At 69.5% G+C, this 13,772-nt stretch carries 11 protein-coding genes; 8 read left to right on the top strand and 3 right to left on the bottom strand.

Translation table 11 applies throughout. From position 1 onward, the window contains the following. Window positions 1-104 precede the first annotated feature (104 nt). Genes FHR38_RS30600 through FHR38_RS30590 form a run of 3 tightly spaced genes read right to left on the bottom strand, consistent with a single transcriptional unit; the run spans window position 105 to window position 2,536 of the window. Entirely contained in the window at window positions 105-566 is a 462-nt protein-coding gene (locus FHR38_RS30600) for a hypothetical protein (protein ID WP_184538701.1), read from the bottom strand. Beyond that, complete coding sequence (locus tag FHR38_RS30595; RefSeq protein WP_246446798.1) at window positions 541-1,179, bottom strand: RNA polymerase sigma factor; 639 nt, start codon at window positions 1,177-1,179, stop codon at window positions 541-543. The genes FHR38_RS30600 and FHR38_RS30595 overlap by 26 nt, the downstream gene beginning before the upstream one ends. Before the next feature lie 46 nt (window positions 1,180-1,225). Further along, window positions 1,226-2,536 (bottom strand): S8 family serine peptidase, encoded by a 1,311-nt coding sequence (locus FHR38_RS30590; RefSeq protein ID WP_312882494.1) that lies wholly within the window; start codon window positions 2,534-2,536, stop codon window positions 1,226-1,228. Window positions 2,537-2,701: 165 nt separating this feature from the next. Between FHR38_RS30590 and FHR38_RS30585 the strand changes: the two genes are divergently transcribed. The 8 genes from FHR38_RS30585 (at window position 2,702) to FHR38_RS30550 (ending at window position 13,764) form a co-directional block, all read left to right on the top strand. Then, window positions 2,702-5,320, top strand: coding sequence for a CHAT domain-containing protein (locus FHR38_RS30585; RefSeq protein ID WP_184538697.1), 2,619 nt, complete (start codon window positions 2,702-2,704; stop codon window positions 5,318-5,320). A 104-nt stretch (window positions 5,321-5,424) separates the two neighbouring features. Next, a complete protein-coding gene (locus tag FHR38_RS30580; RefSeq protein WP_184538695.1) occupies window positions 5,425-6,708 on the top strand; it encodes an MFS transporter in 1,284 nt (427 codons plus the stop codon). A 566-nt stretch (window positions 6,709-7,274) separates the two neighbouring features. Next, window positions 7,275-8,609 (top strand): preATP grasp domain-containing protein, encoded by a 1,335-nt coding sequence (locus tag FHR38_RS30575; protein ID WP_184538693.1) that lies wholly within the window; start codon window positions 7,275-7,277, stop codon window positions 8,607-8,609. A gap of 46 nt (window positions 8,610-8,655) precedes the next feature. Next, complete coding sequence (locus FHR38_RS30570; RefSeq protein WP_184540471.1) at window positions 8,656-9,618, top strand: quinone oxidoreductase family protein; 963 nt, start codon at window positions 8,656-8,658, stop codon at window positions 9,616-9,618. A gap of 78 nt (window positions 9,619-9,696) precedes the next feature. After that, on the top strand, window positions 9,697-10,542 hold the full coding sequence (locus FHR38_RS30565; RefSeq protein ID WP_184538691.1) for an HpcH/HpaI aldolase/citrate lyase family protein: 846 nt from the start codon (window positions 9,697-9,699) through the stop codon (window positions 10,540-10,542). 148 nt (window positions 10,543-10,690) lie between these two features. Further along, the gene (locus FHR38_RS30560; RefSeq protein ID WP_184538689.1) at window positions 10,691-11,926 is read left to right on the top strand and encodes an 8-amino-7-oxononanoate synthase family protein; all 1,236 of its coding nucleotides are present in this window, start codon (window positions 10,691-10,693) and stop codon (window positions 11,924-11,926) included. Window positions 11,927-11,946: 20 nt separating this feature from the next. Then, window positions 11,947-12,477, top strand: a complete 531-nt coding sequence (locus FHR38_RS30555; RefSeq protein ID WP_184538687.1) for a MaoC family dehydratase — start codon at window positions 11,947-11,949, stop codon at window positions 12,475-12,477. A 108-nt stretch (window positions 12,478-12,585) separates the two neighbouring features. Continuing rightward, window positions 12,586-13,764 (top strand): scyllo-inosamine-4-phosphate amidinotransferase, encoded by a 1,179-nt coding sequence (locus FHR38_RS30550; RefSeq protein WP_184538685.1) that lies wholly within the window; start codon window positions 12,586-12,588, stop codon window positions 13,762-13,764. The last annotated feature ends 8 nt before the right edge of the window (window positions 13,765-13,772 follow it).

Genomic DNA, 13,772 nt, shown 5'->3' with positions numbered 1-13,772 from the left:
GAGTGGCTGACCGCACAGCGGTCGATCTCCAGTGGCCATCCCAAATGGACCGTGGGCTGGTCGTGGGCTGGTCGTAGGCTGGTCGACAGGTTGCGGCCGACGGCTCAGGCCAGGCAGATCCAGCTGGTCACCAACGTGCAGGCCGGCGTACGGACGTGCAGCCGGACCGGATCGGACGGAGGACCCGACAGGGTGAAGTAGCCGCCAGGGTCGACGGCCACCTCCTCCCGAGTGCCGTGAGCGGTGTCCATCGTTACCCGACCTGGGCTCGCCGGCGAGACCTGGCCGACGATGCCACCGCTGGTCACCTCGATCTCGACGCAGGCCGTACCGCTGTCGAAGGACAACGTCCGGGTGGCGGCACCGGAGCGGGTGAGACCGGCCGGCTCCGCGTCGCAGGCGGAGTCGAAGGTCAGCTCGGCGAGGGCCAGATCCTCTTCCACCGTGCGCCATGCCAGCGCCCCGCGGGCCGCCATCAGGAACTCGGCCGGAACCTCCGCTGCCCTGAGCGCGTCTCCGAGGTCAACCAGCAGAGCCCCGTCATCGTCCAGCCGCCACGATCCCATCACGGTCACCTTCCTCTCCGTCGGCGTGCTGGACCGCCCGGACGAACGCGACGATCGCCGGGCAGTTCCGTAGCTTGTGCAGACACCGGGCCTGGGTCGGCCCGATGCTGCCGATCGGCATTGCCAACCGTTCACTGATCTCGCGATAGCTGGCCGGCGGATCGGCGGTGAGCATGGACAACATGTCCTGGCACCGTCTCGGGAGTTGGGCGAAGCCCTCCCGCAACGCCTGCAGGCGTTCTGCTCGCAGCAGGTATTCGTCCGGAGTGGCCGAATCCGTCAGTAGGGACATTCCGAGGTGGGACTCGAATGCTTCTTCGTCGTACACGTCGACGGGCTGCGTTCGGCGGCCGAGCCGCAGCAACCGGTAACACTCTCGCTGGGTGGTGCTCGCCAGCCAACTGGCCAGAGCGGCCGGCTTCTCGATCCGGTCCAGATGCTCCACCAGACGTAGCCAGACGGTCTGGTTGACGTCCGACGCGTCGGTCCGGTCCAGGCCGTACGACTTGATCACCGATAGGACCAGCGGGGTGTACCTCCGGACCAGTTCGGCCCAGGCATCCTCGTCCCCGGTGGTGGCGGCTGCCACCAGGTTGCTGGGGGTTTCGGTCATCATGTCCCTGTCTTCTCGGTACCGGATCCGATTGCGGGTCGGCTGGTCAACTGACGAACACCCCGTAGTCCGGGTGCCAGGGCGGGGTGGCGAGCAGTGCCAGCCGGGCCTGTTCGGCGTCGAGATTGCCGGCGGTCATCATCGCGGCCAGCCGACCGGAGACGTGCGCTGCGGCGAACGAGGTGCCGGACCAGGAGGCGAAGCCGTCGAACAGTCGGTCCGGCAGCCCGGGTAAAGGGAACACCCCCGGCACGTAGGTGCTCACCCGGTCACCGATGGCGCACGCCGACACCCAGGGGCCGAAGTTGCTGGCCGGCTCCGGCTCGATGGTCGTACCGGAGCGGCGTACGGCGGCCACCGCCACCACCCGGTCCAGCGCGGCCGGCCAGGTTGGACGGCCGACGCCCGCGTTGCCCGCCGCTGCTACCACGGCGGTACGGTCCGGCAGGGCCGCCACCGCGTTGACAATCGGCACCGGCGGTACGTCGTCCTGGGTGAAGCAGCCCAGTGACAGGTTGACGATGCTCACCGCCTGCCCGAGCCGGGCGAGCGCACCGACCAGCATCTCCTCGTCTCCGACACCGGAACGGTTCAGTGCCTGCTCGGGATCGAACCGGACGCCGGGGGCGGCCTGCCGGACGACTCCGGCGACGAAGGTGCCATGGCCGCCCTGCACGGCGAGGACGTCGTCGTGCAGGTAGACCGGATCCTCGTCGTCGAACTCCGGCAGGTAGCTGCCGGCGAGCCAGACCGGATGGTAGGCCCCGGCGTCGCGCCAGATGCCGGTGTCGCAGACACCGACGGTCACCCCGGCTCCCTCACCGAGGCGTGCCGGGTCGGGTACGGGCAGCGCACCGGCAGCCCGGGGCGGTGCGCCAGGGTTACCCATGATGTTGCCGAAGCCGACCGCCACGTGGTGTGGCTGCACCGCCGGGACCGCACCACCCGGCCACTGCTTCGGGTCCCGTAGTCGTCTGACGAGCGTCGGGATGTCGGCCTCGGTGCCGAAGACCAGTTTGGTCACCCCGGCGAAGCGACCTCCGGTCTGTGTGGGGTGGCCGTACTCCCGGAGCCGGGCGACAACGCGCGGTGTGTCGGCCTGGGCCACGAGTAGTTGTCGGGGTCGGTAGCAGAACTCGCGTCCCGGCTCCCGGTGGCGGCGGACGTTCGGGTCGGTGGCCAGCATGGTTTCGAACGCCTGCTGGTACGCCTGTTCCTCGCCCTCCGCGCCGTGCGCCGTACCGGCGGATAGCGGGGCTACCAGCGGTGCGGTGGCCACCGCCGTGGAGAGGAACATGAGCTGCCGGCGTGACATGCCGCCCGTCGGTCGGGACTCGTTGAACCAGGCTGCGGACACCGCTCCTCCAGGGGTCAGTGCGACTCCGTCAGGGATCAGAGGCAAATATAGTCGCCCCTCGATTGACCGTGGTGTGAGCCGCGCCGATGGTGGGAGTCCGAACCACGGAGACCGACAACATCGACCGGTTTGACCCAGGGATGGCGGATCGGCCACCCTCATCACATGGTCGACAGCGCTGACCCCGGCCGCAGTCTGGCCCAGGCGGCGCTGGCCGCCGTGCAACGCTTTCCCCGTGAGGCCATCGCCCTCGGTCAGCGGGTACCCGCCTCGGCCGATCCGGACGAACGGTCCACCGCCCACCGGGCCATCGGCCTGGCCCTACGGGAACTCAACGACCTACCGGGCGCGTTGCGGCAGCTACGCCGGGCGGTACGAGTGGCCGCCCGTACCGGCTCGCCCCGGGTGACCGCACTGGCCCGGATGAGCCTCGGATACGTCCTGGCCACCGCCGGCCGGAACACCGCCGCGCTGCGGACGGTCACCGCGGCCCTGACCCAGTTGACCGGGGCCGACGCCGGACGGGCTCGGATGCAGCGGGGGGTGGTGCTGCACTACCGGGGGCGGTACGACGAGGCGGTGCGGGACTACGGGGCGGCGGTGGAGATCGCCCAACGCGAGGGTGACCTGCTGCTGGAGGCACGGGCCCGGAACAACCGGGGCCTGTTGAACGCACACCGAGGCACCGTGCGTGGCGCGGACGACGACCTGGACCGGTCGGCGGAGATCTTCAGTCGGCTCGGCCTCGAACTCGCGGCTGCGGACGCGCGCTGGAACCTGGGTATCGCCGCTGCCCAGCGGGGTGACGTCGGGGGTGCCCTGCGCATCTTTGACGCCGGCGACGACGAGTACCGCAGGTTGGCGGTGCCCCGCCCGGCGTTGCTGCTCGATCGGGTCGAGCTGCTGTTGTCGGTGCCGCTGGTCGACGAGGCGGTCGAGGTCGCCACCACCGCGGTCACCGAGCTGCGTCGCCGGGCGATGACCTCGGACCTCGCCGAGGCGTTGCTGGCCCGGGCCCGGGCGGGGCTGCTCGCCGACGACCTCGACACCGCCACCACCACGGCCCGGCAGGCTGCCGGCCGGTTTCGGAGGCAGGGCCGGCACACCTGGGCGGCGTTCGCCCGACACGTCGAGCTCCGTGCCGAGTACCGCCGGGGGACCCGGACCGCGGTCCTGCTCCGGGCGATGGTGCGTAACGTGGCCCTGCTCGAAGCCACTGGCTGGCCCGGGCCGCCGCTGGTCGCCCGGATCGAGGCGGCCCGGGTCGCCCTCGGGCTGGGTCGGCGCCACCAGGCCCGGGACCTGCTCAGCCGCGCCAGCGGGGCTCGTCGCCAGGGCACCGCCAGTCGCCGGGCGCAGGGCTGGTACGCACTGGCCCTCCTGCGCCGACTGGACGGCGACGAGCGGGGGGCCGCTGCGGCGCTGCGACGGGGACTAGCGGTGCTGGACGGCTACCGGGCGTCGCTCGGGGCGACCGAACTCCGGGCGAACAGTGGCTCGCACGGGCAGGAACTCGCCGGTGAGGGACTCGACATCGCGATTGGCTCCCGGGTACCCGGGCAGGTCCTGGCCTGGGCCGAACGCTGGCGGGCGAACGCGCTACGGGTGCGGCCGGCGGTGCCGCCCCGGGACCCTGACCTCGCCGACGTGCTGGCCGAACTGCGGATGGTCAGCACCGCGTTGGAGGACGCACTGCTGGCGGGCCGCCCGGTGCGGAGCCTGCGGCGGCGCCAGGCCGAATTGGAGCAGCGGATCCGGGAGCTGACCCGGCAGGTCGACGCCGGGGGTGGGCCCGCGGACCGGCCACCGGGAATCCGAGCGCTCTCCACCAGACTGGACAACGCGGCGTTGGTGGAATTGGTGACCAACGACCAACGGCTGGGTGCGGTGGTGGTCCGCGCCGGGCGGGCCACCCTGCACGACCTCGGCCCACTCGCCGAAGTGCTGCGCCAGAGCCGGTTACACCGGTTCGGGCTGCGTCGGCTGGTGACCCAGGGCGACTCGGTCGCGGTGCGGGAAAGCGTACTGGCCTCGGCGCGCGTCCTGGATGAACAGTTGTTCGGCTCGATCCGCCGACGGCTGGCCGATTGGCCGCTGGTGATCGTCCCGATCGGGCAGTTGCACGCCGTACCGTGGGCCGGGCTGCCGACCTGTGTCGGCCGGTCGGTCACGGTGGCGCCCTCGGCGGCGGCCTGGCTCCGGGCCACCGGCCGGGAGATCCCGCAGCGGGCACCGGTCCTGGTCGCCGGAGCGCGGCTGCCGGCCGGCCAGACCGAGGTACGCGCGCTCGCCGGAATCCTGCCCACATCCCGGGTGTTGGCCGGTTCCGCCGCGACGGCCGAGGCGGTGACCGCCGCGCTGGACGGTACCCGGCTGGCCCACGTCGCCGCGCACGGCACGTTTCGGGCGGACAATCCGCTCTTCTCCACGCTGGAGCTGGCCGACGGGCCGTTGACCGCCTACGAACTGGAGCGGTTGCCGCGGTCGCCCGGGTGCGTCGTCCTTTCCGCCTGTGACTCCGGTCTGTCCGGGGTACGGCCCGGTGACGAGTTGTTGGGCTTCACCTCGGTGTTGCTGGCGGCCGGTACCCGTACGCTGATCGCCAGTGTGCTGCCGGTACCGGCAGACCTCACCACAGCCCTGATGCTCGACCTGCACCACCGGATGCGGTCTGGTGAGCCACCCGCGTCGGCGCTGGCCGGGGCACAGCAGGTGTTCGCCCGACGCGACGACGGGCGGGCCGAGGCCACCGCAGCCGCCTTCGTCTGCCTCGGGGCCGGTTGACGGGACCCACCGGCCAAGCCACCGGGATCAGGCGTCCGGCTAACAACTGCCGTGGATGTTGCAAGAGCCTTGACGCCCCAGGTATCGATGGATGTAGTTGAGCGATGTCGCTTCGCGTCACGGTGGGTCGGACCGTCGCAGGCTCGCCGTACTGGCCGGTGCTGAGGCATCCGCTGTTGCGTCGGGTGCTACCCGGGATTGGACTGTCCAGCCTGGGTAACGGCATGAGCACCGTCGCGATCAGTTGGCTGGCGTTGGAACTCGCCCCGGCCGGGCAACGTGGTCTCTGGGTCGCGCTGGCGGTGGCCGCGTACACCCTGCCGGGTGCGGCCGGCGCGTTGCTGTTCGGTCGGCTCCTCAGCGGCCGTAGCGGCGCCCAACTCGCCGGCTGGGACGCCACGCTCCGGGCCGGCACCCTCGCGGCGATCCCGCTTGCGCATCTGCTGGGTGCGCTGACCGTGGGTTGGTACGTCGTCCTGCTGGGCGTCTCCTCCCTGTTACATGCGTGGGGGACGGCCGGTCGCTACACGATGCTGACCGAACTGTTGCCCCAGCGACACCTGCTCGCCGGCAACGCGGTGGTCAACATGATGCTGGAGTTCACCACCGTGGTCGGTCCGCCGATGGCCGCCCTGCTCATCGGCGGTAGCGGGGCGGTGTGGGTGATCGCTGTCGACGCGGCCACCTTCGCGGTACTCGCCGTCACCTACCGGTACGCCCTTCCCCGGGCCAGTGCCGCTCAGCCGAAGTCCAGTGCGTCCCGTACGGCCGGATTGCGGGTGATCCGGCGGGACCCCCGGCTGCTCGGCCTGTTGGCCCTCTCCTTCGGTTGGTTCTTCCTCTACGGGCCGGTCACGGTAGCCCTCCCGGTGTACGCGGTGGAGGAGCTGGGTGGGACCCCCGCCACGCTCGCCGCCTTCTACACCGCCTTCGGCATCGGCGCGGTGGTGGGCGCGTTCGCTGCCGGATACCTACGGACCTGGCCGCTGCTGCCGACCAGTATCGGGATCGTCCTGTGTTTCGGTGTCGCCCTGGTGCCGCTCGGGTTGGGCGTGCCCACCACCGTCGCCTGGGCCGCCTTCGCGTTGTGTGGCCTGATCTGGGGGCCCTTTCCCTCGACGACCATCACGCTGTTCCAGCAGTCGACCGATGCGCAGAACCTACCTCGGGTGTTGGCCGCCCGGGGGGCGGTGACGGTCATATCCGTACCGCTGGGTGCGGTACTGGGGGCGCCCGCCCTGGTGGTTCTGGGCGCCCGCGGGACCCTGTTGGCCTCGGCGGTCTCCATCGTCGTGGTCGGGATCCTCGCCGCCGGTTTCTTCGCGTTGCGGCGCACGGTCACCACCCGCCGGTCGAGCGCGGTGGCCACCGACCACACCGGGCGTTGACCAGTTCCGGAGGTCGCTCCGTGTCGCCCCCACGAATCAACGCAATATATTTATTGTGGACAATGTAATTGGGTCGTGTTTGGCGGTGGATCAGGTCGACTCTGGGCTGGTCGTCCGCCTCTGGTGTGGATCGCCGGGAGGGCTGCGGTTGGGGCGGTTGGGTCTGCCTCCGGTCGCCGCGGGGGCCCTGGTCGAAGCGTCTGTCAGTTGATGTTGTTCAATGTGTATCTTGCGATGGGCTGGCGACTGTGTAAGCCTGTAGCCAGGTGACAACCCGGGCAAGATCCACGCGGATCTCCCGTTGTGACATCACGGGAAGGCTGCAGAATGGCCGCTGACGTGCGTCGATGAAAATGTTGCGGAAATCGCATCCGGTCGGGACCAAGAGCTCCGAATCGGAATTCTCGGACCAGCTCAGGTTCGGCTTGGCGGGACGTTGGCACCGATCACCGGAAACATCATTCGGCTCCTGCTCTCCGGAGCGATCCGGGGCCACTGGCCAGCGCTTATGACGGCACGCCAGCGCTGATGGACGGCACCGTGGCACGTAGAGCGGAGACATGGGCATGACGACATTGATCGTGGGTAACAGCCGTACCGAGGAGATGGTGGGCGACCTGACGACACTCTCCCCGGATGATCTGGTCAGTGGTGGCTGTGGCGCCCAACGCATGCTCTGGTATGCCCGGGACGGTGACATCCTGGTGCTGCCCTGGCTGCCGGAGACCGCCTATCTGAACTACGTCACCGCGTTGACCGGTACCCGGCTGGCGACGTTGACACTGGTCGTACCGCCGCCCGGCTTCCTCGGCGGTGACATCCTGACCCCGGACCGGCTGGCCGATGAGGGCTTCCGGGACGAACTACGGACAGTGCTCACCACCCGACGGATCGATCAGGTGCTGGCCGTCTACACCGACACCGCCATCGCGGAACTCGCCACCGTGTTGGATATCGAGCCCGCACTGCCCGGTCACCGGTTCAGCGCCCAGGGCGGCGACGCCTTGGTCAACAGCAAGGCAGCCTTCCGGGCGATGGCCGCCGGTACCGGCGTGTCGATCGCCCCGGGCACCGTGGTCACCCGACCGGAGCAGGCCGAGGCGGCCATCAACGCGTTACTGGGCCAGGGATATCCGGTCATGGTCAAACAGGAGTTTCACGGTGGTGGATTCGGCAACGAGATCCTCGCCACCACCGACGCGCTGCGGCCGGCCGGTGCGCCGCAGGTCGTCGTGCTGCCGGATGGCCCGGCCGTCACCGACTACGTGACCCAACGCTGGACCTGGCTCACCGGTGGACGGGGCCACCGGCTGGTGGTGGAGCGGTACTTCGCCGACTCCGTCACGATCTACGCCGAGTTCGTCATCACCGACGAGGAGATCGAACTCCTCGGTGTGGGCGAGATCCTGATGGAGCCGGTGGCGGTCGGCGAGATCGTTCCGGCCCAGTCCATCGATCCGCAGGTACGGGACCGGCTCGTCGTCGCCGGCCGCCGGCTGTGCGAGCCGATCCGAGGGCTTGGCTACCGGGGAAACCTCAGCACCGACGCCATCCTCACCCCGGAGGGCGAGATCGTCTTCAGTGAGACGAACGGCCGGATCACCGGTTCCACCCATCTGCACGCGGTGATCGGCGCGCGCGTCGTCGGTGCCAACCATCGGGACCATCGCGTGATCATGGAACGGGGCGGATGGCAAGCGGCGTCGTTCACCGGAGCGCTCGAACAGCTCACCGCCGCCGGTCTCGCCTATGACCCGGCCACCCGAACCGGCATCATCCTCACCTCCTGCCACGTGCCCGCCGACGACACCGTCGTGTACTGCGTCGTCGCCGAGGACCTGGCCGCCGTACGGGAGTACCAACGTCGGCTGGCCGCCCTGCTGACCGGTGTGTCGGTGTGACCAGGTTCGTGGTGCCCATGGGCGGGAGGACACGGTGAGCGGGCGGATGCGTGCGGCCGTGGTACGTCGTACCGGTGGACCGGAGGTGTTCCGGGTCGAGGACGTACCCGAGGCCGTCGCCGGCCCCGGAGAGAGCCTGGTCGACGTGGTGTTTGCCGGCGTCAACTACGAGGACCTGGACCTACGCAGCGGGCACCACCCGCACTCACTACCCGCGGTGCTCGGAGTGGACGCGGTGGGTCGCCGCCGGTTCGACGGCCACCGGGTGGCGGTCCTGTTACGTCAGGGCGGCGGGTACGCCCAGGTCGTCGCCGCCACCGACGCCCACACCGTGGAGCTTCCGGACGAGGTGGACGATCAGCAGGCCGCCGCGTTGCTGGAGCAGGGGGCCACCGGGTACGGGGCCCTGGTCCTCGCCGGGCGGCTCCAGCGTGGGGAGAGCGTCGCCGTGTCGGCGGCTGCCGGCGGGGTGGGACACCTGACGATCCAACTGGCCCGGTCACTGGGCGCCGGTACGGTCGTCGGCCTCGCCTCCACGCCGGAGAAGCGGAAACTCGTCCAGACGCTCGGTGCCGACGTGGCGTTGGACCCGGCCGACCCGCAGCTCGCCGAGCGGCTGCGGGAGGCCACCGGCGGCGGCGTCGACCTGTTCGTCGACTCGGTCGGAGGCGCGGTGCTGCGATCGGCGATGCGTGGACTGAGGCCGTTTGGACGGCTGGTCTGCATCGGCTGGCGGGACGAACCCGACGAGGTGTCGACGGAGCACCTGGCGGAGTTGTCGGTCGGTTGTGTCGGCTTCTGGATGCGGCACGTCGTGGCCGACCGGAGGCTACTCCGCACGATCACCGACCAGCTCTTCGCCCTCGCCGGCCGGCGCGAACTGGTTGCCCGAATCGACCGGATCGTCGCGCTCGACGAGGTCGGTGCCGCACATGCCGCGATGGCCGCCCGGGACACGAGCGGCAAGGTCCTCATCGACGTGAATCGGGAGGTGGGCCTGCTCTCCTGAGTGCCGCGCCGGCCGACCACAGCTCCGATCGCATCACCGAACGTGCCGTATCAGCGCCGTCATCGAACCGGAGATCCCATGAAGTACACCCGGTACTGCCGATCCGTGCTGTGCACTCCCGCGACCTCGGTCGAGCGGTACGCCAAGTGCCATCAGGCCGGTGCCGACATCTGCCTGGTCGACCTGGAGGATTCCGTGCCACCGCCGCAGAAGGAGGAGGCACGCATCAAGGCCGAGTCCTTCTTCTCCGCGCCGTCGGCGGCGAGCGTCCGATGCGCCGTACGCGTCAACGGGGTCACCGAGCCGGACGGGTTGCGCGATCTGCTGGCGTTGCACGGCTATCCGGTCAAGCCCGCCATCGTGTTGGTGCCGAAGGTGGAGGCACCTCGGGACATCGAGATAGTCGAGCAGTTGCTGAGGCCGGACTGCCCCGACGTGGAGCTCTTCGCGGTGATCGAGACCCCGCGTGGGCTGGAGAACGTCACACAGATCGCGACCACCTCGCGCCGACTACGGGCCCTGATCTTCGGCGCGGCGGACTACTCCTTCGCGCTGGGCTCGGGCATGTCCTGGGCGCCGATGGCGCACGCGCGTGCCCGGATCGTGAATGCCGCCCGGGCCGCCGGCATCGAGGCGATCGACTCGCCGACGTTCGAGTTGGCCGACGCGGCCCAGGTCCAGTACGAGGCCACCCTGGCGCGGGAGTTGGGCTTCAGCGGGAAGGTGGCGTTGAACCCCCACCAGGTGACCGTGATCAACGAGACTTTCTCGCCCGACGCCGAGCTGTTGGACCGTGCCCGTCGGGTCGTCTCTGCAGCCCAGGAACACGGGCAGGGGATAACCGTGGTCGACGGCTCGATGGTCGGCAAGCCGTTCTTCGAGGCCTCCCGCCGTCTGCTCGACGAGTTCGGCTCGTCGCGCTGACCCACCCACCGTGACCGCCTACCCGCCAACGACCGCAGCCGTGACCGCCTACCCACCAACGACCGCAGCCGTGACTGCCTACCCGCCAACGACCGCAGCCGTGACCGATGGTGCCGGACCGGTACCCGACCATCGCCCAGGAGAGCCGATGACCACCAACACGGATGTCCCACAGAGCATCGTAGGTCCCCGCCGGTATCGCAACGGCGAGAAGATGATCCGCACCGCGGACCCGGTGTGGCAGGCCGCCGCCGACCATGGGCTGATCGGCATCCACGTCGACGCCGAGTCCAACAACCGGCTCGTCGTACGGGAGACCGGGCACGAGTTCGTCAACATGTGCTCCTGCGCCTATCTCGGCCTCAACTACCACCCCGCCGTCATCGAGGGCGCGATGGACGCGTTGCGCGAGGCCGGGACCACCTGGTTGGTGGTCTCCACCACCCGGATCCGGCACAACCTGCTGGCTCGGCTGGAGGAGGAACTCGGCGAGCTGTTCGGCGCGCACATCCTGCCGGGGGCGTCGTGCAGCGCGCTGACGGCGGGCATCCTGCCGCTGATCGCCTCGGGCCACCTCGACGGGGGCGGGCCCCGGGTGATGGTCTTCGACCGGTTCTGCCACTTCTGTATGTCGTACGTCAAGCCCATCTGCGCGGACGAGACCACCGTCCTCACCTGTGACCACAACGATCTCAACTACCTTGAGGACGTCTGCCGCAAGTACCCCCGGGTCGCCTACGTCGCCGACGGTGCCTACTCGATGGGGGGTGCGGCGGCGCTGGACGGTCTGCTGGAGCTACAGGACCGGTACGGGCTGATGCTCTACATCGACGACTCGCACTCGTTGTCGATCATCGGCGAGCGGGGCGAGGGGTTCGTCCGATCCCGGCTCACCATGAACCCGCTCACCGTGATCGTCAGCAGCCTGGGTAAGGGGTTCGGCACGGGGGGCGGCATCGCGATGCTCGGGTCGGCCGAGATGCACCGGTTCCTGGCCCGACACGCCGGCCCGGTGGGGTGGTCGCAGAACATGGCGGTACCGCTGGTGGGTGCCTCCCTGGCCAGCGCCGCCATTCACCGGTCCCCGGAACTCGGTGAGCTGCAACGCCGACTGCAGAGCAACGTCGACTACTTCGACCAGTTGTTGCCGACCTCGTTCGCGGGCAACGGGCTGCCGGTGCGCCGGATCACCGTCGGGGAGTCCGAGCGGGCCGTCCAGCTCTCGGCCGAACTCTACCGGCGTGGTTTCTACAGTTCGGCGGTCTTCTTCCCGATCGTGCCGAAGGGCGAAGCGGGCATCCGGATCATGATCCGGGCCGACATCGAGCGGGAGCAACTCGCCGAGTTCGCCGGACATGTCCAGGAACTCACCGCCGACCACTGACCGCCGGGGAAGGAACAGCCATGGAGGGTACGGCCCCGAGCGGATATCGCCGTGTCGGAGAGAACCGCTACCGGGAGGCGGTCGGCTTCTACTACGAGGAATTCGTGGTGGGAATGGTGATCGAGCACCGTCCCGGCCGGACCGTTACGGAGATGGACAACGTCCTGATGAGCACCCTGAGCATGAACGACTCGCCGTTGCACATCGACGGCGCGTTCTGCGAACACACACCGTGGCAGCGGACGATCGTCTCCAGCCTGGTCACCCTGAGCATCGTCGGCGGCATGACGGCCCGGAGCACCAGTGGTCGGGGCATCGCCAACCTCGGCTGGGACCGGATCCGGATGACCAATCCGGTCTTCGCCGGCGACACCCTCTACGCCGAGAGCGAGGTCCTGGCCACGCGCCTCTCCGCCAGTCGTCCAGGTGACGGCATCGTGACCTGCCGGACGACCGGCATCAAGTCCACCGGCGAGGTGGTCCTCACCTTCGACCGCAGTTTCCTGGTGCCGACTCTGGCCAACGGCATTGACGACAAGACCGGGTACTGATCCCGGCGGTCCGACCGACCATCGATGTCATCCACCACGCGTACCGAGGTGCGCTCCACCACGCGTACCTCGGTGCCATCCGTCACGTGTACCAAGAGGAGAACAGGCATGAGCACAGGTCAGATCGGCGCAGTGGCAACCCGGCCGGAGGCCCCGGCCGGTGGGGTCGGGCCGGACGGGCAGCCGACGCCGGCGGAAGCGGGCCGCAGGTCGGCCGATCCCGACCGGCCGGCGGTCAACTCGTGGGACGAGTTCACCACGCTCCGGGAAATCGTGGTCGGGGACGCCACCCATGCCCGCATGCCGGAACAGACCGATCCGTCGACCTGGTTGAACTGTTACCCCAAGCTGACCGCGCCCGAGTTGAAGGCGGTAGAGGTGGGGCAGTTCCCGAAGCACGTGGTCGACGAGACGAACGAGGACCTGGCCGAATTGATCGCCACACTGCGCGGACTGGGTGTCACGGTGCACCAGCCGGCGGCGGTCGACCACGCGGTCGAGTTCTCGTCTCCGCACTGGCGCAGCGTGGGCCTGGCGTCGTACTGCCCCCGGGACCTCACCCTGGTCGTCGGCTCCACCATCATCGAGACCCCCAGCCCGATGCGGGCCCGCTATTTCGAACTGTTCGGGATGCGTCCGCTGTTCCAGGACTATCTACGCCGGGGAGCGTCCTGGCTGGCCGCACCCCGGCCGCAGCTATGCGACGAACTGTTCGAGGTCGACGCCGACGGTCTGCCCGACCTCGGGGAGACCGAGCCGGTCTTCGACGCCGCCAATGTCCTGCGGCTCGGTCGTGACGTCTTCTACCAGGTGTCCCGCAGCGGCAACGAACTGGGACTACGCTGGCTGATCTCGACCCTGCGGCTGATCCGGGACGACCTGCGGGTGCATCCGCTACGCGGCGTGTACGGCTATACCCACATCGACAGCACGATCGCCCTGCTTCGCCCCGGTCTGGTGCTGCTCAATCCGGAGCGGATCAGGCCGGACGAGGTGCCCGAGCCCCTACGCGGCTGGGACGTGCTGTGGTGTCCCACTCCTGCGGACCGGCCGACCGCCCTGCCGTACCCCCTGAGCGAGTCCTGGATCAGCATGAACCTGCTTATGGTCGACCCGGAGCACGCCATCGTCGATGCCGACCAACCCGAGTTGATCGCATTGCTGGAGCGGCACGGCATTACCGTGCTGCCCCACCGGCTGCGGCACGCGCGTGTCCTCGGCGGCGGCTTCCACTGCGTCACGCTGGACACCGTTCGGGACGGCGGGCCGGAGAACTACCTCGACTGAGGGCGGAC

It is taken from the genome of Micromonospora polyrhachis, assembly GCF_014203835.1.
Lineage (GTDB): Bacteria > Actinomycetota > Actinomycetes > Mycobacteriales > Micromonosporaceae > Micromonospora_H > Micromonospora_H polyrhachis.
The sequence above is the reverse complement of the archived record's forward strand: the minus strand, read 5'-3'. Positions and strand labels throughout refer to the sequence as shown.

Excerpts from the sequence above, each read along its gene's own strand:
- FHR38_RS30560 (WP_184538689.1), top strand. The coding sequence starts at position 10,691 with ATGACCACCAACACGGATGTCCCACAGAGCATCGTAGGTCCCCGCCGG.
- FHR38_RS30570 (WP_184540471.1), top strand. The coding sequence starts at position 8,656 with ATGCGTGCGGCCGTGGTACGTCGTACCGGTGGACCGGAGGTGTTCCGG.
- FHR38_RS30575 (WP_184538693.1), top strand. The coding sequence starts at position 7,275 with ATGACGACATTGATCGTGGGTAACAGCCGTACCGAGGAGATGGTGGGC.
- FHR38_RS30595 (WP_246446798.1), bottom strand. The coding sequence starts at position 1,179 with ATGACCGAAACCCCCAGCAACCTGGTGGCAGCCGCCACCACCGGGGAC.
- FHR38_RS30600 (WP_184538701.1), bottom strand. The coding sequence starts at position 566 with ATGGGATCGTGGCGGCTGGACGATGACGGGGCTCTGCTGGTTGACCTC.
- FHR38_RS30555 (WP_184538687.1), top strand. The coding sequence starts at position 11,947 with ATGGAGGGTACGGCCCCGAGCGGATATCGCCGTGTCGGAGAGAACCGC.
- FHR38_RS30565 (WP_184538691.1), top strand. The coding sequence starts at position 9,697 with ATGAAGTACACCCGGTACTGCCGATCCGTGCTGTGCACTCCCGCGACC.
- FHR38_RS30580 (WP_184538695.1), top strand. The coding sequence starts at position 5,425 with ATGTCGCTTCGCGTCACGGTGGGTCGGACCGTCGCAGGCTCGCCGTAC.
- FHR38_RS30550 (WP_184538685.1), top strand. The coding sequence starts at position 12,586 with ATGAGCACAGGTCAGATCGGCGCAGTGGCAACCCGGCCGGAGGCCCCG.
- FHR38_RS30585 (WP_184538697.1), top strand. The coding sequence starts at position 2,702 with ATGGTCGACAGCGCTGACCCCGGCCGCAGTCTGGCCCAGGCGGCGCTG.